The sequence below is a fragment of the Mycobacterium sp. genome (genome assembly GCF_035274705.1).
Taxonomy (GTDB): Bacteria; Actinomycetota; Actinomycetes; order Mycobacteriales; family Mycobacteriaceae; genus Mycobacterium.
This window is the reverse complement of record NZ_DATENY010000005.1, coordinates 54,915-74,383: the sequence shown is the minus strand read 5'-3', so window position 1 is coordinate 74,383 and position 19,469 is coordinate 54,915. Positions and strand designations below refer to the sequence as shown.

The following is a 19,469-nucleotide window of genomic DNA, read 5'->3' as shown; positions in this document are numbered from 1 at the left end:
CGCCTTGCGGGCGGCCTTCCTCTGCTAGGAGCGATCACCGATCTGAATTCCCACACTTTTTCCGCGAAAGTCTCGCGGCATGTTTCCGACAGTTGTGACGGCTACTTGACAGGCCCGCCGGTCGGTATGCAGGCCGGCGGGACGCAGTCATTCGAGCCGCCACCGACGCGCGTTGCATCGGATGGTAGGTGTCCAGGCGCCGCTGTCTTTCCGGCGCCCGCGGGCGTCGACGGACCAACCGGCCCACCACCAGAACCGCCTTGGCTCTGCGACGAACCACCCGATGACTGACCTGAGCCGGAGCTGCCTGAGGAACCACTCGGCGGTTGGCTCGGTCCACCTGATCCACCAGACGGTTGGTTCGATCCACCTGAATCACTCGGCGGCGCAGAGGGTTTAGCTGACGCGCTCGGCGACGGGCTACTCTGCCGTCCCGCGCCGGGCGGCGGGGTTTCTACAACCTCGCTCGGTTCCGGCAGCTGCACCGGCGCAGGTGAGCCGCCGGAAGGCTCCGTAGTGATCGGCATTGCCGGCGGCGTGGTCGACGGAACCGGTGAGCCGGTCTTCGCGACGTTGCCCGACGGCCTAGGCACGGTCGCGGTGGCCGACGCCGATGGTGGCGATGCTGTCGTGGGATGGTCAGTCGAGACGGCGGGATGCACGGGATACATCTGTGGCACCTCGACTACAGCCACACCGCCGGCAACAATTACCCCAGCCACTCCGACCACCGCCCAGACATGGCGCTTTAGGTACTTCTTTGCGCCGCGCGGCGTCGATGCTCCATCCGGGTGCGCTTCAAGTGGGCCATCAGGAAGGTCGGTGGTGTCTAGATCATCAGGCGGCCACCATGATTCGTTGCTTGCTGGGGTCTGTGTCGCGCCAGCGGTGGCATGACCACCGGGCGGCAAAGCCTGCACGCCTTGCGACAGCGTGTGCTCGCGCAGCCACGCAGGCGCCGGAACCAGCAGCGGGGTGGCGCCCAAAAGTGCTGCCGGAGCGACCATTCCCGCCCGCTGCCGCTCGCATTGCTGGCAGTCGTCGATGTGGCGGGCCGCACGTTTGCGCATCAACACCGTGAACTGGCCATCCCAATGCGCGAGCAGCGCGGCCAGCTCCGGGCACTTGGCCGGATTGGCGCGGACCTGACGGCACACAAGCAGGGCGCCCAACGACCGCGCGATCGTGTCACGCAACCGCTCGACCAGAACATTCGCGTTCCTGTGCGTAACGCCAAGGGCCTCAGCGAGTTCCGGACCAGCCAGCCCTTGGCGGTAAGACAGCTCGAGCACCACCTGATCGCGCTCGGAAAGCCCACCGCAGGCATCGCTGATCAGGTCGGCCAGCTCGCTGCGTGCTGCCAGAGTCGCGAGATCGGGCTCGCGGTTCGTCGTCTCCGGCAGCTCCTCGCTGGGAAGTTCGCGGCGCCTGGCACGGATCACTTCCAGCGCCTCGTTGCGGGCAATGGCGTACAACCACGAACGCAGGCGTTCGGGTTCCCGCAGCTGCGCCAACCGGCTGGCGGCGATCACGAACACGTCCTGCACACAGTCCGCGGCCGCGTGGCGGTCACGCAGCATCCCGACACAGAAGTCATGCAGCCGATCGGCGTAGCGGTCATAGATCGCCGCGAACGCCTTCTGGTTTCCGGCTGCGGCGGCACGGGCAAGGGTGGCGTCGTCATCGGACAGCGCCGGTGCCGGTTGGGTACTCGTCATAGGTTGCCCCCGGCCGGCTCCTGGCAAATAATTGGCAATTCATCATGATCTCCTCGCCAGCACTGCGCAATGAAAAGGTGAGCCCCAAACGACCGGGCCGGCAAACGCGGCGCCGCCATCATCGACGTATCAACGGGATTCCCAGGGAAGACCCTGGACTACCGGTGATCGGGGGCGCCGGCGGCGCGGGAACCGCGACAGGCGCCAGGTCGGTGCCGCCGGCCTGGGGCTGGATGCAGTCCCGCCTTGTGTAGTCACGCAGCCACTTTCCGGTGGGAAACAAGGCTTTGGGCGGCCCATACAACGAGCAGATCTGGTCCACATAGCTGCCGGGAACAACTTGCTCGTGGTAAACGCCGCGGACCGCACCGAACGCATAGGCCCACGGGTCGGTGCTGCAGGACTTCTTGAACGCTTCGAACTGCGGGTCCGTGTGGGACGCCGGTGGCGCGGTCGTCATGCCGGCAGCGACGATGCCGACACCCATGCGGCCGAAGACGAAGACGATCAGGAGGGTGATCGCGATCCACCGCTGCCGTTTGGTTCTGGTGCTGGCCATGAACTACTCCTCGAGTTTGTTGCGGCCGTCGCTCAGCCGGGGTGCACCTGGCCCGGGCCGGGCGGAGGGGTATCGATGCGCCTCGTGTAGACGCCCAGAAGTTTGGCGCTGTTCACAACCTCGACGGGATGGCCGAGTACCCACACGTATTGGGGCGGGCCGTATAGCGAGCAGATCTGGTCTACATAGCTGCCGGGAACAACGGACTCGTGGTAATCGCCGCGCACTGCGCCGGCGACGTAGGCACCCGGATTGGAGGTGCAGGACTGCTTGAACCCGTCGAATTGCGCGTCTGCCTGAGCGGCGGGTGAGAGAGCCATGGCGCCAGCGGCGATTGCGCCGGACGCGATGACGATCTTGGCGGTCGCTGCGATCCACCGCTGCCGTGTGATGTTGGTGCTGGTCATGATCAATTCCTTCAGGTCGTCGTAGCCCCTGGTGGGCTGCGTTCACCCGTTAGGACCGACCAGCCGTCCCGCCTCCCACACTTTTTTCAAAATAAATCTCAAGAAGTTCGTTTTGCCAGCTAGACGGCACAAAAGTCGGCCCGCCACCGGGAACGAGTGTGGTGGCGGGCCGACAACTTGCGAGTGTTCGGCTACTGAATGCCCGTCTGTGTGCTCTGCCCCGGGCGCGGGACGGCCGTCGGTGCCGTCACAGGTGAACGCGGCGTCGTGCCGAGACCGGTTTCGCCGTCACGCGTCGCGGCGTGCCCGATGTAGAGCGAGCCGTACACGCCCTCACAGATGTCCTTCCACTGGTCCTCGGCGCCATGGATCTTCGCCCAGCCGGCGTCCATGCCGGCCTGGTCGCCCGCAGCGTGGGCGGCCTTGACTGCCGCGACTCCATCGACGTAGTCCTGCCCGATCTGGTAGCACTGCGCACCGAGGGTCGTGCCGTCGGGACTGCTGGGGCGGTCCGCCTGCGCCGCCGGCGCGACGGCGATAACAGAGGCGGCCAATGCCAACCCCGCGATCGTCGCCTTGGCGGCGAACTTGGCAGAAAGCAACTTGTGCCGCGAGGCGGTCGTGATGGTGTTCATGTGTTCTCCTTGGCTGGTCGTAGCCCCTTATGGGCTACGTTCACCAGCTAGGAGCAACCGGCCGACCCGACTCCCACACTTTTTCAGAAGAAAGTTTGGGGCCGTCTCGGTCGGCGGCTCCGGCGAAGAGCTCGGGCTAGAACAGCGACAGCTGTCGATCCTCGCCGAACTTCTGCGGCACTGGCCGCTGGCGCACCTTCACCGGCCACCAGAACCACCGTCCGAGCAGCGCCGCGATGGACGGCGTCATGAACGACCGCACGATCAGCGTGTCGAACAGCAGGCCCAGGGCGATCGTCGTTCCGATCTGGCCGAGCACGCGCAAATCGCTGAAGATGAACGACGCCATGGTGAACGCGAACACCAGCCCGGCAGCCGTCACCACCGAGCCGCTGCCCGCCATCGACCGGATGATGCCGGTGTTGATGCCGGCATGGATCTCCTCCTTGAACCGGGAGACCAGCAGCAGGTTGTAGTCCGACCCCACGGCCAGCAGCAGGATGACGGCCAAAGGCAATATCACCCAATACAACTCGACACCCAACAGGTGCTGCCACACCAACACCGACATGCCGAACGAGGCACCCAACGACAGCGCCACCGTGCCCACGATCACCAGCGCGGCGACGAGACTTCGCGTGATGAACAACATGATCAGCAAGATCAGGCTCAGCGACGCGATCCCCGCGATGATCAGGTCGTAGTGCGCCATCTCCTGAATGTCCTTGTAGGTGGACGCCATTCCGCCGATATAGATCTTCGACCCCGCCAACGGCGTCCCCTTGACCGCCTCCTGCGCGGCATGCCTGATCGCCGCTATGTGCGAAATACCCTCGGGCGTAGCCGGATCCACGTCATGGGTGACCATCATGCGCGCGGCCTTACCGTCCGGCGACAGGAACAACTTCAGCCCTCTCAGGAACTCGGGGTTGCTGAACGCCTCCGGCGGTAGGTAAAAGGAGTCGTCGGTCTTCGACGCGTCGTACGCCGCGCCAAGCTGAGTGGAGTTCTGCAGCGCGGCCGCGGTCTGGTCGTAGATCCCCGACGTGGTGGCGTAGTTGGTCTTCGTCAGGTCGCGGTTGGTTTCTTGATTGGCGATCTGTGGCGGGATCAGAGCCAACAGTTTGGGCTGCAGCTCATCCAGTTTGGCGATGCTCCCCGAGACGTTGGCCAACTGATCGGTCAGCGCGTTGATGCCGTCGAGCGCGTCGAACAGCGATCGCAGTGCCCAGCAGATCGGGATGTCGAAACAGTGTGGCTCCCAATAGAAATAGTTGCGCAGCGGCCGGAAGAAGTCGTCGAAGTTGGCGATCTTGTCCCGCAGGTCCTGAGCCACGGCGACGGTCTGCTGAAATGCCACAGTCTGCTCGTGCGTCACGGCGCTGGACTGCTGCTGCAGCGCATACTGCTGCCGCAGAACGTCGATCGAGTCGTTGATGACGCCCACCTGCTTCTGCAGATCCGCGGCGCGGTCCTGCTGGAAGGGCAGATTGTTGATCTGAGCCGCACTGTTCGCACTGATCTGGAACGGGATCGACGTGTGGTCCAGCGGCGTGCCCAGCGGCCGCGTGATCGATTGAACCTGCGCGATGCCGTCGGTGTGGAAGACGGCCTTGGCCACCCGCTCCAACAGGATCATGTCCGTGGGATTCCGTAGATCGTGGTCGGTTTCGATCATCAGCAGTTCGGGATTCAGCCGCGCCTTTGAGAAGTGACGCTCCGCGGCGGCGTATCCGACATTGGACGGGGCACTGGCGGGCATGTACCGGCTGTCGTCGTAACTCACCTTGTAGCCGGACAGCGCGGCCAGTCCGATGAAAGCGAGCGCCATCGTGGCGATCAGGATCGGCCCGGGCCACCGAACGATCGCCGTCCCGATCCGGCGCCAGCCCCGCTTGGCGGTCTTGCGCTTGGGGTCCAACAGACCAAAGCGGCTGCCGATCACCAGCACTGCGGGCGCCAGCGTCAACGAGGCGACCAGTGACACCAGCACACCAATCGCGGCCGGAATCCCCAGGCTCTGGAAGTACGGCAGGCGGGTGAAGTACAGACAGGCCACCGCGCCGGCGATGGTCAACCCCGAACCCAATATCACGTGCGACGTCCCGCGATACATGTCGTAGAAGGCGGCGTCGGAGTCCATGCCTTCGTTGCGCCGCTCGTGATATCGGCCGAGCAGGAAGATGATGTAGTCGGTACCGGCGGCGACCACCAGCAGCGTGAGGATGTTGGTCGAATACGTCGACAGGCCGATGAGCCCGACGTTCGCCAGGAACGCGACGATCCCACGGGCCGCGGACATCTCGATGAGCACCGCGACGAGCGCCAGGATCATGGTGACCGGCGAGCGATAGACGATGAGCAGCATCACGGCGATGACCCCGACGGTCAACGCGGTCACGAACACGGTGCTCTCGTTGCCCACCTCGAACTGATCGGCAATCTGGGCTGCCGAGCCGGCGACGTAGGCGTGGATGCCCGGTGGCGCAGGTGTTTTGGCGATGATGTTGCGCAGCGCTTCGACCGACTCCAACGACAACGCCTCGCCCTGGTTGCCGGCGAGGAACACCTGTACGTACGCGGCCTTCCCGTCGGCGCTCTGCGAGCCGGCGGCGGTGAGCGGGTCGCCCCAGAAGTCCTGCACGTGCTGGACGTGCTTGGTGTCCGCGTTGAACCGCTTGACCAGCTCGTCGTAGTAGCGGTGCGCGTCGGCGCCCAGCGGCTGATCACCCTCGAGCACCACCATCGCGGCACTGTCGGAATCGAACTCGTGGAACACCTTGCCGATGCGTTGAAAAGCCTGCAGCGAGGGCGATTCGGGGGAGCTCAACGCCACGTTGTGCTCGGCGCCGACCGCCTCGAGCTGGGGTACCAGCGCGTTCGACAGGGCGGCTACGGCCACCCAGAACAACACGATCGGCACACAGAGCCGACGAATCCACTTGGTGACCCGATCCGTCGTCGTTGGGCGTTCGGCGAGATGGTTGCTCATCCGGACTTGTCCAAGCAGTAGGTGTAGGCGTTCAACGTGTTGACCGTTCTCTCGTCCTTGACGACGTCGTCGATCTTGATCCGGCAGCCGATGGAGTCGGTGTCGCCCTGTGCGGAAACGTTGACGAAGACGGCCGGTTGGGTGGTGGTCGTGTCGTAGGCCCATGGCAGCGTCGCGTCGTCGACCCGCTGTGGTTGGGCGTTCACGTCCAGGTAGGTGATGGTCGCGACCGTGCCAGGCGTGCCGAATACCTCCATGACGACGTGCTTCGGGTTGAACGGAACGATCTCATTCGCGGCCCCGCTGGGGGTGGACGTGACGTCACGCGAGCCGAAGATGCCGTTCAGCCGGTACACCGCGAAGCCCGCCAGGGCGAGGACGAACACCGCCACCAGAAGCATCCACCGCCGCATCAATCGGCTTCCGATGGAAAGCCGCTGCATCCGTGACCCTTTCGACGAGCGCTGACCGTTGACGGACGATATACGTCCCTTCAACAGATATCAACCAGATTGACACTACGGTACCGGGGCCGGACCCGGCAAAACGGGTCTCGGTGTGCGGCTATCCGTCGAGCAGCGCAACACCGTGGGGTTAGCCTCGTGGACGTGCGCGTCTCGTCCTACTGGGCGCAAGCGTGCTTTTGTGGCGCGTCAACACATGCTGACGCCGCCAGAACGGCAATTGGTCCGGCGAAGGGCTCAAGTGTCGGTGCCGCGGGCAACTCAACGGCCAGCCGAGACCTTCGCTGCCCATGCCAGGAACTCATCGGCCGTGAACACCGGCTTGCCGTACTCCTGGGCCTTGCGGGCCTTTCCCGACTGCGTGCCCGCTTCTGCTGTCACCAGCACCTCACAGCGCGTCTTGGTCACCGACTTAACCGGCGTCAACCCGGCCGACGCGGCCAATTGCTCCATCTCCCAGCGCTCCACGATCTGTCCGGTACTGTCCTGCGCCGTACCGGTGAAGCAAATCCGAACGCCCGGCGTCAGCACCGAGCCGATGTCATCGCCTTCCAAACACATTGACTCCGAGACGATCTCGACACCCAACAAACGCGATGCCTCCCGTAGCCTCTCCAGCACCGCCACGGGCAACTGCACTCGCGACGCAGCGGTGCGCAGTTGATCGGCCACCGACTGCCGCGCCGCCGCGTCCCACGAACTGTCCACACCGGCTGACGGCGACGCTCCCAACAGCACTGCTCCGACGTCCCGGCTCACCCGCAGTAGCGCGGACAACCCAGGCAGATGATCGGCCGCCGGCGTCCGCCCCGAATGATCCCGGCTCACCAGCAGGCCCGAAACTGACTCCGCCGGTTCAGGTTCCGCGAACGCCGACGACCCTTCCTCCGAATCAGACCCACTGTGCGCAGTCAATGCGGACTGTGCCCGCTCCAGCGCCGTCCGACCCGACACCCGGGCGCCGCGCAACTCGACACCCAGGGGCATCGCCGTCACATACCCCAGCCTCTTCAGCTCGAAGTCGATCAAGCCCAGCGTCTCGTCAACTCCGACGCCCACCGGGGTGCACCCCGCAAGCATCGGGGCGATCACCGCCCACGCCTCCCGCAGCGTCGGCGCCAGCAAGACATCAGACACGTTGATCCCAAACGCCGTTCGGGCATCCGCCAGATCACGCTGAGGGTTGACCAGCGTCGTCACCGCCGTGCCGTCATCGAACGCCACCGCCAGCTCCACCGGCCGCGGCCGCGACATCCGACCCTCGTCACCCACCGTCAGCATCCCGATCGCGCAATACCGACGCGCCCCGCTATCGTCGACCGAGGTGCGCAGAAACCGCGCGATGCGCCGATCGGTTTTCAGATCCTTCGGCAGCACAGGTCTTTTCAGCACCAGGCCGGCCAACGACGTGCACCGGCTCAACGCCACATACAGCTGGCCCGTCGAGAACATTCCGCCGGTGAGGTCCACCACCAGACGCTCCAGGGTCTGTCCCTGGCTCTTGTGGATCGTGATCGCCCACGCCAGCTTGAACGGCAGCTGCGTGTACGAGCCGATCACCTCCCGGCTCAGCGAGCCGCCCGCCACCACCGGCCGCGTCGCCTCCCACGTGAACGGCGTGACGTCCGCACATGAGCCGTCGGCGAACTCCACCTCGACGACCGCTCCGTAGCGGTCGTAATCGACGCCGATCACGCGGCCGATGGTGCCGTTGACCCAGCGGTTGCCCTGATCGTTGTTCAGCATCATCACCTGCGCGCCGACCTTGAACCGCAGCGTCTCCTCGACCGGCGGGTCGAACAGCGACAGGTCACCCGATACCCGCGCGTGGTGGACCAACTCGTCGCCCGGCAGCCGTTCCAGCTGCTGGCGGTTGCGCGCCGTCACCAGACGGTTCGTCGGCGCCAAGGTCAGCCAGAACTCGTCATCCGGCGGGACGAAGTCCGCGTCGGCGCGCGCGTTGAGCTGTTCCTGCGCGTGGCCCAGCAGCACGCCCTCGCGGATCTCGTTGAGAATGGCCGTCATTCGGTCGTCTCCGAGCTGACGGAACACCGTTGTCAACGCCACGGTGGGAAAGTCGTCACGGCGGAAGCTGTTCGCGGAGAAGAAGTACGGCGTCTCATACGCGGTTGAGAAGCCCGCCGAAAAGAACTCGGTCTCGCCCTCGCTAACAACCGGTGGTAACTGATAAAGGTCACCGACCAACACGATCTGCACACCACCGAACGGCGCCCCCGGCTGCGGCCCGAACCGTGACAACGCGGCCGCCACCATGTCGAAGACGTCGGCGCGCACCATCGACGCCTCGTCGATGATCAACGTCTGCAGCGACGCCAATGTCTTGGCGAAGCGGCCCGGCCGATACCCGCCGCCGCGGACATCGTCCAGCGTCGTCGTGGTCCGGAAGCCGAACAGCCGGTGGATGGTGTAGCCGTCGACGTTGAGCGCGGCGATACCCGTCGGCGCGACGACGACCACCGCTCGGTCGGTCTGGGCCATGAACTGGCGGATCAACGTCGACTTGCCCGTGCCCGCCTTGCCAGTCAGAAACACATGCCTGCCGCCGGCCAGCAGCTCCAACGCATGGCGGAACTCGTCGGTGAGCACGATTGCCCGCTCGGCTGGAGGGCCCGGTGCAGATCCCACGGGACAAACGTAGCTGCGCGCGGGCACGCGAGATCACACCAACCGCGTTTGCCCGCTCACATAGCGGGTAACTCTCGCGGCATTAGTCGGCATCGCGTTGGGAGCGGGGCCAACGACCGCGTCATCGGCGGCACGGTGCCCGGCAAGCTCTACTTCGACGTTGTGGGCGACGTCCCGAACAGTGTCGTACACAACGACGGTGTCCAGGACCTCCTAACGTGGATCCCCGGTCCGCGCGAGGGAGGTACACGCCCGTAGCGGTCACCATATTCGGGAGCGCCGCCTGTGCAATCGAGAGAGGAGCCCAGCGATGGTCGCGACACGTGCCGCAGCGGTGCAGTAACTCAGGCGGTCGCGGACGACGGCCACACAGCAGGTGAACTATTCGTGGACGAAAGAGTCGCTTACGACGAGAACATAGACGCCTTTGTCATTGGCTCTAGCGGTCGCGAATAGCTTGGCCTACGGCGCCGTATCGCTCGAAGCGCTGCCGCTCGCCCAGTGCGTTGTATAGGACGATGCGCGTGGCGATTTCCCCGTACTTCTCGACGAGCGCGTCTGCCAAGCCATCCCACGTCGACTCCGTTGCGAACGTCGCGATGTGTTCGTCGGTAATCTGCGCCGCCATTCCCTTGAAGTCGCTGGCCTTCTGCTTCTCCCGGATACGCGCCGTCGTCCCCTCGAACCCCGCCTCGTCCCAGATGAACGCGTAGTTCGGCGTGCTTCCATAGAAGCTCATGCTCGCTCGAACCGCCTCACGTTCTTTGTGACGCTCCTCGTCGCTGTCGCCCACGATTGTCATCACCGGCACGATCACCGCAACATCCGACGGCGACCGGCCCGACTTCGCCGCTCCCGCAGCCACATTCGGCACGACATGCCGCGCCAGATACCCCGGCTCGCCCAGCGGATGCACATGCACTCCGTCGGCCACTTCGCCCGCCATGCGCAGCATCCACGGATTCACCGCCGCGATATCGACTTTCGGATCTGGCGCGGCGATCGGGCCCGCGCTCCACTGCGGGCTGATGAAGTCCAGGTCGTAGAACTCCCCATGGTGATCCAGCGTCCCCGTCCGGAACGCGACGAAGCACGCCTTCACCGCCAGCACGTAATCCCGCAGCCGAGGCCCCGGACGCTCGAACGCCATCCCGTAACGCCTCACGACATGGGTGCGCACCTGTGTGCCCAGCCCCAGCCGGAACTTTCCGCCCGTCGCCTCCTGCAGTTCCCACGCCGTCGCCGCCGTCACGAACGGACTCCGCGGAAACGCCACCGCCACACCCGTCGACAACTCAAGCCCCGGTGCCGCCTGCGATGCCACCGCCGCGTTCAGATATGCGGTCCGACCCGTTTCCGCGAACAGCAGACCGTCGAAACCCGCCGCTTGCGTACGCCGGGCTACGTCGCCGATCTTGTCCAACGGCTGCGGAACCGTCATCACGTCAACGTGCACGGTCGAACGGTACGCTGGGGCCCAAGCGCAACGTGCCGAACTCAGGACGTCGCAATTTGTGTTCTCAAACGGATGTGCCGGGGTAACGTTCGCGCTGGGTACAGCGTGAACACGGAAGGGGAGTAAGGGTGAGGATCCAGAAACTTATGGCACCTGTTGGCGTCGCCGCGGCCGCAATCGCCATGAGCACCATCACGGCGGTGCCGGCATCAGCCGCCAACAACATCAAGACGTACGGTCAGCAAGAGTCACTGAACGATGCTTACGGTAACCCGATGATCACTTACACGGTTCAAGGGCTGAAACCGAGTTCGGACGCCGTGTTCCACAACGGCCGGTTGTATGAGGCAACCGTGACCAACGACGGGGGCATTCCCATAGCCGCGTTGTTCAACGCCCGCGCCGAGAGCGGAGCCAACTACCGCGTCATCGGTGGCGGAATTCCCGGCAAGCTCTACTTCGATGTCGTGGGCGACACTCCCAACAGCGTCGTATACAACGACGGCACCCAGGATCTGCTTGTTTGGGTCTCACCGAAGCCGATCTCGAGTGGCGCCCCGGACGTCGCGGGCGAGACGACGACGGATATCGGCGGTGCGCCCACTGGCGGCGGCGAAGGGTCGGGCGGCAACGAGTCCGCCCCCGCGGTCGTCGCGCCGGCCCCCTTCGAGCTCACCCCAGCGGAGGTGGCTGAGCCAGGGTTCAACGGCGGCGGGCATCGCTGACCGTTTGACGGGAGCCGTCCTACGGGAGCCGTTTAGGCGCCCGTGAAGCCGGGCGCGCACGCGCAGCGCGTCCGGCCGATGATGGGTGCATGACCCGAGACGAGATCACTCAACAGATTGTCGCCGCCCGTCTGGCGAAAGCCCTGACGTGGCAACAGCTTGCCGACGCCATCGGCAAGCCCGTCGTCTGGACCACGGCCGCCCTCCTCGGGCAGCACCCCATTCCGCCCGAGGCGGCGCAGACACTCCTGAACATGCTCGGGCTCGACGAGTCGGCCGTGCCCGTTCTGGCCTCCGTGCCGATGCGCGGCGGGCTGCCGACCGCGGTGCCCACCGACCCGACGATCTACCGCTTCTATGAAGTCCTTCAGGTCTACGGCGGTGCCATCAAGGAACTCATCCACGAGCAGTTCGGTGACGGCATCATGAGCGCCATCAACTTCAGCGTGAACGTCGAAAAGAAGCCGCATCCAGCCGGTGATCGCGTCGTGGTCACCCTGGACGGAAAGTTCCTGCCCTACGACTGGACCGCCGCGCAGCCCTAAGCGCCTGCTAGCCAAGATTGGTGACCGGGCTGAGAACGTCGCGCACAAACTGGGCGACGTTCACGCCTGCGTCCCCGTCGGGGAAACTCACCGTCGCGAGAAGATTGGCGCCCGCATCGACGAAATCACCGTCGGCACGTCCCTGATGCGTCGAGGATGTCACCAGGATGATGCCCGAGGTGTCCGCCTTCTTCGCGAGCGGCACCGAGAACCGCGCGTTCTGGACGGTGCTGTTGGCCTTGTCCTCCAAGATGATTCGGTTGTCCGGAAACCCCATGAACTGCAGCATCTTTCGCATCTCGCCAGCTTCGGTATTGCCGTTCTTCGGGTTGCCGCCGGTCACGATGATCGGCGATTGCGGGAAGAACTGCGCAACGGCCAGACCCGCCAGCACGCGGGTATGCAGAATCCAGCGCGGGCTGCCGTCGGGGTTGAGGCCGTACCCGAGGATGACGATCGCCGGTCTGGTGAAGTCCTTCCCGGCCGGCGCAGGCTCAGCCCGCGCAACCGGTGGCGAGACTCCGCCCACTGCGGCGGCGAGCGCAAGCGCTATCGCACCGACGGCGGCTCTCCATCGGTGTTGCACGCGGCCTCCACAGCTGGGACGAAAGTTGCTGACGGTGTAATCGCGTCAAGAGCGTCTGGCGTTACCGATGCGTCAATTCGCCCCCAAAGGCGGCTAGATCATGTCCTTCTTGGTGAGCCAGCGCATGATCGGCCAGCCGATGAACACCGGCAGCCAGCACGTCAGCACCCGGTACAGCAGGACCGACGGCACGGCGATCGCCGCGGTCACCGCGAACGCGGCAAGTCCACCGATCAGCGCCGCCTCCACCGCGCCGACACCACCGGGCGTGGGCGCCGCCGCGGCGAGCGTCCCGCCGACCATCGTCACCACGGTCACGGTGACGAACGACGTCGTGCCGCCGAACGCCTCGATGCTCGCCCACAAAGCCAGCGCCATCCCGAGAGTCGTTGCCGCGCAACCGAGTATGATCATCGCCAACCGTTTCGGCTCCCGCGTCAGCGCACGCAGATCGCTCAGCACCTCCTTGAGGCGCGGCCGCACCGCCGTCTCGAGCCAGCGCCGCAGCCTCGGCACCAACAGGAACGCGCCGACGACACCCAGCGCCACACCGGCGACCAGGTAGAGGATCGTCACGGACGGCACGAAGTGCGACAGGTCAGCGGTGGCGCCTGCGGCGGCGCTGAAAAAAATCAGCAGCGCCACGTGGGTGATCACCTGCACGGTCTGCTGCAGCGCCACCGCCGCGGTGGCCCGCACCGCGCCGAGGCCGCTCTTCTGCAAGAACCTCACACTCAGCGCGAGGCCGCCCACGCCGGCCGGTGTGGTTGTCGCCGCGAAGGTGTTGGCCACTTGCATGATCACGAGATTGCGGAAACTCGCCAACCCGTCGGCGCAAGCCCACAGCGCCATCGCCGCACCGACGTACGTCAGCGCCGACACGCCAAGCCCGAGTAACGCCCACCACCAGTTCGCGGTCCGCAGCTCGTGGAAGAACGTCGGCACCGTGCTGATGAATGGATACGCGACGTAGACGAGCGCCACCAGTAGCACCAGCTGGATGACCTGTTTGCGGGTGAACCGGGTAATCGTCTCGGCTTGGATCTGGTCTGCACCGGTTTGGCGTTTCACCTCGTCGCGTGAGGCGGAAATAACCACGCCGGCATCGGCGACAGACTCCCGGACACGTTCGGGTACAGCCGATTTCGTGAGTCTGCCCGACGCGGTGAGCACAGCGTCCTTGCCAAAGGCGGCGATCGCGGCGTCCACGGCGGACTTGGCGTCGTACACGGCCGTCGTGGTGACCAGGAGTTGGGCCAGATCGGACTGGAGTTGCGCGTCGGTGGCGCCGTACTCGGCATAGCCGAAGCCACCGAACAACACCCGGTTCTGGTGGACGGTGATCTCCTTGCCGCGCAAATCACCGTGCGAGATCTGCTGGTCGTGAAGGGCCGACAGGGCGTTCCAGACGTCGGCCACCGGTGTGGTCGCGGCGGACTCGCTGATCGGTGTTCCGCGCTCGGGCGTGTGCGCGTACAACATCCATCCCCGGTCGAGCGCCGCGACGGCCATCGTCGACACGTTCGCGAGACCCGCCGCGCCGATTGCGATCGACATGAGCGCACGATGCTCCACGGCGCGGTGCATCGATGCCTGCAGCGGTGCGGTTTCACCACCCCGCAGTCGCAGCTTGCGCCAAAGCTGGCGCAGCGCAACGCCACTGCGCTGATTCGGGCCGTACATTTCGACGATCGCCACCGAGTCCACCGATGCCGCGCTCAGCACGAGCGGGCCGCGGCCCGCCGGCCGCACCACCGTCAGCGTGCTGACCACGAAACCACGCCGGCCCAACGCCCGCACCGCGCCGTCCAGCGGAACCTCCAACGCCGGAGTCCCCACCACCAACACCACCAACGCGCCGACGAACCAGCCCACTGCGAGACCCAGCAGCGAGCGTGCGGGGATGACCGCGCTGACCACCAGATGGATCGGTACGAACGCGAGCAGCAGCGCCCACCACCATCGCCGCCAGCGAGCGGGCAGCCACGGACCCGACACCGTGAGCACCGCCGCGAGCATCCCGATCCACCGCGGATCGTCCAGGAATTGCGACAAGACCGTGTCAAGCTTTTCGGAGAGGTCGAGATGCCACCTGGGCGCCGCGATCCCGTTGCCGGTGATCGACAGGGCAAGAATCGCGACGAACCCCGCGCCGGCGTACGCGCCGAGAAGCTTCCACTGCCGAGAGACGATCAACCCGATCAGGATCATGAACGGCAGCGCCAGGATCGCAAGGCCGTAAACGAGATACACCAAGTTGGACTGTGTGGGCGTCAGGACCCCGACGATCTGGGAGATCGACTTCTCGAGCGCGTTCCAGTCGTTGCGGGTGATCAGCGAGCTCGTGATGACCACGGCCAGAAAGACTGCCGCGAGGACCAGCCGCAGGATGTCGTTGGTGCGCCGGGCAAGCGGTTGCAGCAAGCTGCCTGAAACGGTGATATCCCGTCCGTCAACTCGCATGCTGCAACGATCTCTCGGATTGGTTCCACCGCCGTGAACGGCTCGCCGAAAACGTGTCGCTAACAGGCGGGTATGTTCACCCATCCTCGCCAAACCGCCCCAACTAGGGGAGGGTGGAGGGATGACACGCCACACTGACTCTTCCTCGTCCGGTTAAATGTGGCGATCCATGACCAACTCCTCGCCGCCGTCGACGGGCGGCGCGGGGTAGAGGCCGCCGACCGGCTCTGCGAGGCCTGCGTGATGCTCTTCGACATCGACGCTGCCGCCATCTCGATCGTCTTCGATGGCGCCAACAGCGGAACGCTCGGATCCAGCGGCGCCCACGCGCAGATGTACGACGAGCTCCAGTTCACGCTCGGCGAAGGCCCCTGCCTCGACTCCGTCGCCTATCACGGCCCTGTCCTCGTCGCCGACCTCGCCGACCCCGAAGACCCTCGCTGGCCGATCTACGGCCCGGCCATGCTCTCGCACCACATTCGAGGCGTCTTCGCGATGCCCGTCCTCGTGGCCGGTGAACACGTCGGCGCCCTCGACCTCTTCCGCGCCCAGCCCGGTTCACTCAAGGGCGAACACTTTGCCGGCGCCATCGTCGCCGCCGAAATCGCCGGTGTGCCGATGCTCGACCTCATGAACGACGACATTCAGTCCGCGGTCAACGATCCAGAAAGCAACGCCTGGGCCGAACTTCACGCGCTGTCCCGCGCCGAGGTCAGCCAGGCCACCGGCATGCTGGTCGCCCAACTCGGCGTCGAACCCGCCGAGGCACTGGTGCGCCTGCGCGCCCACGCCTACGCCACCGGCCGCAGCTCCACTGACGTCGCCCGCGACATCCTCGACCGGCGCCTGCGGCTGGAGGCCGACTAATGCACGCCCTACGAAACCCAGGACGGAGTACGAGATGACCGAGACCCCTCGTGAAACCCGTGTACTGGACGCGGTCGTGACTCTCGTCGACAGCCTGCTCGACGACTTCGACATCGTCGACCTGCTCACCGAACTCACCGAGCGCTGCGCCCAACTTCTCGATGTCGAGTCGGCCGGCCTCCTGCTCGCCGACCCGCTCGAGCAGCTCCGGTTGCTCGCGGCCACCTCGGAGGAAACCCGGGAGTTGGAGCTCTTTCAGCTCCAAGCCGACGAAGGCCCTTGCGTGGACTGCTATTTCACCGGTCAGCCGGTCTCCGTCGCCGACCTCCCGGCCGAAGCCGAGCGCTGGCCGCGCTTCGTCTCCGCCGCGCTCGACGCCGGCTTCGCCTCCGTGCATGCCGTTCCGATGCGCGCCGCCGGCATCGTCATGGGCGCGCTCGGTCTGTTCGGCACCCGCAGCGGCGCACTCAACGACGCCGATCTCCTGGTCGGCCAGACCCTGGCCCACATCGCGTCCGTGGCGATACTGCAGGACCACGCGCACACGCCCTCGACCGTGATGCCGCAGCTGCGCTCGGCGCTGACCAGTCGCGTCTTCGTCGAGCAGGCCAAGGGCTTCCTGCGCGAAAGCCTCGACATCTCCGTCGGGCAGGCATTCCAGCTGCTGCGCAGCTACGCGCACACCCACGGCGACCATTTGACCGACGTGGCCCGGCGTCTCATGAGCGATCGGCAGGCCCGCCCGACGCTGCTGGCGGCCATCGCCGCATTCGACTCCGCACAGTCTTAAGGACTATGCCGCGCCTGTGCTCGGCGCACCGCCTCCGTCACCAGTTGCTCGGCGACGAGATGCAGTTTGACGTTCTCGGTCTGGCTGAGTCGGATGAGCCGGTCGAAGGCCTCCTCCGGGCTGGCACCCGATCGGCTGCGAATGATGCCGATCGCCTGGTCGATCACCGCCCGGCTTTCGAGCGCACGTTGCAGCGCGCTCGTCCGCTCCTGAGCCCGCGCCAGCAGCTGCGCGTTGTGCACCGACACCGCCGTAGGCCCGGCGAACTGTGAACCCAACTGCACGGCGTGTTCGCCGAACGCGTCGCGGCCGCGGGCATAGGTGTTGATCGCGCCGATCACCTGATCCCCCACGATCAGCGGCAGCGACAGCGTCGAATGAACGCCCATCCTGGCTACCCGCCCGCCGAAACGTGGCCACCGGCTGTCACTGCCCAGCGAACCGCTGACGCACGGCCGGCGCGACTCCATACACGTGATGCACGGGCCCTCGTGGAGCTCCTCGTATTGAACGGTGTCGATGTCATGCACGAATACCGCTGTGGCAGCCCATGTTTGGATGCGCGGTTTGCCGTGGTGCGGCTCGACCAGGGCGACGCCCACACCGTCGACACCGGGGATGGCCTGCGCCGCGAATTCCGCGACATCGCCGAGCAGATCGATCACCCCGCGGGCGCCGGCCACCAGCCCGGCCACACCCTTCAGTCCGGCAGACAAGTCGATGTCGTCGGCGTCCAACTGTGCTTGGGACAGGTCGGCCTGCGCCTGTGTCGGGCGACCGGGCTGCGCGTCGTAGTCGGCCATCGTGAGCGACAAGTTACTCGCCGCGCGGCGTGATTACGCCCTTTCAGTTGACGAGTGCGAGGGCGTGGGCGCGTCGCAGCTTGCCCGACGGAGTCTTGGGGATCATGCCCGGCTGCAGGACCACCACATTGCGCGGCCGCACATCGACCTCCGCGAACACCTCATGTGCCACCTGATGCTGGATGCGCCGCACCTCGGCTGGGTCGTCGTACTCCTTGGACTCCACCGCGACGGCGAACGTCTCCCGCGAGTGCCCGGCGTCCAGGCGTACCGCCACCGAACAGCCCGGCCGCACTCCCTCGACGCGGGCGGCGGCGCGCTCGATGTCGGTCGGGTAGATGTTCTTGCCGGCCATGATGATGACGTCCTTGAGCCGGCCGCACACCACCACGTTGCCCGTTTCGGTGAGATAGCCCAGGTCACCGGTGTCATACCAGCCCCGCTCGTCCTGCGCGGCGATGAATCCGACCTCTGTGGTGTAGCCCTTGGTCACCGGTTCACCGCGCACCTCGATGACGCCGACACCCCGCGGCGGCAGGACGCTGCCGTCCTCGTCGACGATGCGCACCTCCAGGCCGTCCAGCGGCGGGCCGAGCGATACCAGTCGTCGGGTATGCCCCTTGGTCGCCGGGACGGCACGATGCAGTACAGCCAGCAGGTCGGCATCGACCTCGTCGACGACCATGCCGCCGCCACATTCGGAGAACGACACCGCCACCGTCGTCTCGGCCATGCCGTAGGCGGGGATGATCGCCTCGGGCCGCAGCCCGAACGGCTTGCCGGCGTCGCACAGATCCTCGACGTCGAGTGGATCGACCTGCTCGGCGCCCGACAGGGCCCACCGCAGCGACGACAGGTCGTACTGACCGGGTGTGGCCTGCCTGCGCAACCGCTTGGCGAACAGGTTGTAGGCAAAGTTCGGCGCGGCCGTCATGGTGCCCTTGTATTTGTCAATCAGCTTGGCCCACAACAACGTATCGCGCAGAAAGTCCATTGGCGTGATCTTGATGAGCTCGGCGCCGTAATACATCGGCACGGTCAGATAACCCGTCATGCCCATGTCGTGAAAGCACGGCAGCCAGCTCACGATCACGTCGGTGTCGATGTCGAAGTTGCAGCCGACGATCATCGCCTCGGCATTGGCGACGAAGTTGCGGTGGGTGATCTGGACTGCTTTGGGCGATCCCGTCGAGCCGCTTGTCAATTGCATGAGAGCGACGTCGTCGTCGTCGGTGTCGACGGGTGGGATCGATGGACCGTCGAGCAGGTCTGCGATGGTCAGCACCCGCATCCCCAGCTCGGTGAGCAGTGGCGCCGCGGGCATGAACGGATCCGAGACCACGACCGCTGCGGCTTCGATCATTTTGATGACCGAAGTGGTCTCCTCGGCCCAGCGCTGAAGATCGGTGCGGGGTGTGGGTTGGTGCAGCATGGTCAGACTGGCGCCGCGCATCCAAATGCCCTGCGCCGTGGGGGCGATTTGAACCGGCGCTCCGGCCAGCACCGCGACGGCATCGCCGCGTCCGACGCCGGCCGCAGCGAGTCCGCCCGCCACCCGGCTCGCGCGCTCGTGCACCTCGGCCCAGGTATGCCGGATGGGGAAGTCTGGTTCACCGGTGACCATGCCCTTGAAACTCCAGCGGGCATTGGTATACATCGTCTCGGTAAATTGGCTCACGACAATCCTTTTGGCTCCGGCGCGAGGGCGCCGCGTTTGCGTTGTGCCGGTGGCCTCCCGCGCGATTGCGCGCGCAAGGCACGGTTGGAGCCGCTGAGGTACGACCGTCGTCCGCCCCTGCCGGGGCCGACGGTG

General features: G+C 65.8%; 17 protein-coding genes. 5 read left to right on the top strand and 12 right to left on the bottom strand.

Translation table 11 applies throughout. The features are described 5' to 3' along the window. Positions 1-101 precede the first annotated feature (101 nt). The 7 genes from VJV41_RS01155 to VJV41_RS01125 all read right to left on the bottom strand — a co-directional run bounded on the left by VJV41_RS01155 (position 102) and on the right by VJV41_RS01125 (position 9,421). On the bottom strand, positions 102-1,718 hold the full coding sequence (locus tag VJV41_RS01155) for an RNA polymerase sigma factor (RefSeq protein ID WP_325330235.1): 1,617 nt from the start codon (positions 1,716-1,718) through the stop codon (positions 102-104). A gap of 118 nt (positions 1,719-1,836) precedes the next feature. Continuing rightward, complete coding sequence (locus VJV41_RS01150) at positions 1,837-2,277, bottom strand: hypothetical protein (protein ID WP_325330234.1); 441 nt, start codon at positions 2,275-2,277, stop codon at positions 1,837-1,839. A gap of 32 nt (positions 2,278-2,309) precedes the next feature. Then, positions 2,310-2,684 carry a hypothetical protein gene (locus VJV41_RS01145; RefSeq protein WP_325330232.1) on the bottom strand — a complete coding sequence of 125 codons (375 nt, stop codon included), beginning with the start codon at positions 2,682-2,684 and terminating at the stop codon, positions 2,310-2,312. Positions 2,685-2,875: 191 nt separating this feature from the next. Continuing rightward, positions 2,876-3,319 carry a hypothetical protein gene (locus VJV41_RS01140; protein WP_325330230.1) on the bottom strand — a complete coding sequence of 148 codons (444 nt, stop codon included), beginning with the start codon at positions 3,317-3,319 and terminating at the stop codon, positions 2,876-2,878. A 136-nt stretch (positions 3,320-3,455) separates the two neighbouring features. Then, positions 3,456-6,311 (bottom strand): MMPL family transporter, encoded by a 2,856-nt coding sequence (locus VJV41_RS01135; protein ID WP_325330228.1) that lies wholly within the window; start codon positions 6,309-6,311, stop codon positions 3,456-3,458. Beyond that, positions 6,308-6,754 carry an MmpS family transport accessory protein gene (locus VJV41_RS01130; protein WP_325330226.1) on the bottom strand — a complete coding sequence of 149 codons (447 nt, stop codon included), beginning with the start codon at positions 6,752-6,754 and terminating at the stop codon, positions 6,308-6,310. The genes VJV41_RS01135 and VJV41_RS01130 overlap by 4 nt, the downstream gene beginning before the upstream one ends. Before the next feature lie 282 nt (positions 6,755-7,036). Continuing rightward, positions 7,037-9,421, bottom strand: a complete 2,385-nt coding sequence (locus tag VJV41_RS01125; RefSeq protein WP_325330224.1) for an AAA family ATPase — start codon at positions 9,419-9,421, stop codon at positions 7,037-7,039. On the opposite strand from VJV41_RS01125, the gene VJV41_RS01120 reads away from it, so the two are divergent. Further along, positions 9,329-9,679, top strand: a complete 351-nt coding sequence (locus VJV41_RS01120; protein ID WP_325330222.1) for a DUF1942 domain-containing protein — start codon at positions 9,329-9,331, stop codon at positions 9,677-9,679. The genes VJV41_RS01125 and VJV41_RS01120 overlap by 93 nt on opposite strands. A gap of 181 nt (positions 9,680-9,860) precedes the next feature. Here VJV41_RS01120 and VJV41_RS01115 read toward each other — a convergent pair whose 3' ends face one another. Then, the gene (locus VJV41_RS01115) at positions 9,861-10,877 is read right to left on the bottom strand and encodes a TIGR03617 family F420-dependent LLM class oxidoreductase (RefSeq protein ID WP_325330219.1); all 1,017 of its coding nucleotides are present in this window, start codon (positions 10,875-10,877) and stop codon (positions 9,861-9,863) included. Between the two features lie 128 nt (positions 10,878-11,005). Here VJV41_RS01115 and VJV41_RS01110 point away from each other — a divergent pair, with 128 nt between their 5' ends. Then, positions 11,006-11,602: a DUF1942 domain-containing protein gene (locus tag VJV41_RS01110; protein WP_325330217.1), complete on the top strand. Its 597-nt coding sequence runs from the start codon at positions 11,006-11,008 to the stop codon at positions 11,600-11,602. Between the two features lie 89 nt (positions 11,603-11,691). Then, positions 11,692-12,147, top strand: coding sequence for a cyanase (gene cynS / locus VJV41_RS01105; RefSeq protein ID WP_325330215.1), 456 nt, complete (start codon positions 11,692-11,694; stop codon positions 12,145-12,147). A 7-nt stretch (positions 12,148-12,154) separates the two neighbouring features. Here the strand turns inward: cynS and VJV41_RS01100 are convergent, their stop codons facing one another. Together VJV41_RS01100 and VJV41_RS01095 are read right to left on the bottom strand one after the other, a co-directional pair. After that, the gene (locus VJV41_RS01100) at positions 12,155-12,733 is read right to left on the bottom strand and encodes a YdcF family protein (RefSeq protein ID WP_325330213.1); all 579 of its coding nucleotides are present in this window, start codon (positions 12,731-12,733) and stop codon (positions 12,155-12,157) included. A gap of 93 nt (positions 12,734-12,826) precedes the next feature. Continuing rightward, positions 12,827-15,196, bottom strand: a complete 2,370-nt coding sequence (locus VJV41_RS01095) for a lysylphosphatidylglycerol synthase transmembrane domain-containing protein (protein WP_325330211.1) — start codon at positions 15,194-15,196, stop codon at positions 12,827-12,829. Positions 15,197-15,355: 159 nt separating this feature from the next. On the opposite strand from VJV41_RS01095, the gene VJV41_RS01090 reads away from it, so the two are divergent. Together VJV41_RS01090 and VJV41_RS01085 are read left to right on the top strand one after the other, a co-directional pair. Beyond that, positions 15,356-16,063: a GAF and ANTAR domain-containing protein gene (locus VJV41_RS01090; RefSeq protein ID WP_325330209.1), complete on the top strand. Its 708-nt coding sequence runs from the start codon at positions 15,356-15,358 to the stop codon at positions 16,061-16,063. A 34-nt stretch (positions 16,064-16,097) separates the two neighbouring features. After that, positions 16,098-16,853 carry a GAF and ANTAR domain-containing protein gene (locus tag VJV41_RS01085; RefSeq protein WP_325330207.1) on the top strand — a complete coding sequence of 252 codons (756 nt, stop codon included), beginning with the start codon at positions 16,098-16,100 and terminating at the stop codon, positions 16,851-16,853. On the opposite strand, the gene VJV41_RS01080 is transcribed toward VJV41_RS01085, so the two are convergent. Together VJV41_RS01080 and VJV41_RS01075 are read right to left on the bottom strand one after the other, a co-directional pair. Further along, complete coding sequence (locus VJV41_RS01080; RefSeq protein ID WP_325330205.1) at positions 16,850-17,656, bottom strand: GAF and ANTAR domain-containing protein; 807 nt, start codon at positions 17,654-17,656, stop codon at positions 16,850-16,852. The two genes, VJV41_RS01085 and VJV41_RS01080, sit on opposite strands and share 4 nt — an antisense overlap. A 43-nt stretch (positions 17,657-17,699) precedes the next feature. Further along, entirely contained in the window at positions 17,700-19,334 is a 1,635-nt protein-coding gene (locus tag VJV41_RS01075) for a fatty acyl-AMP ligase (protein ID WP_325330203.1), read from the bottom strand. Positions 19,335-19,469: the final 135 nt, after the last annotated feature.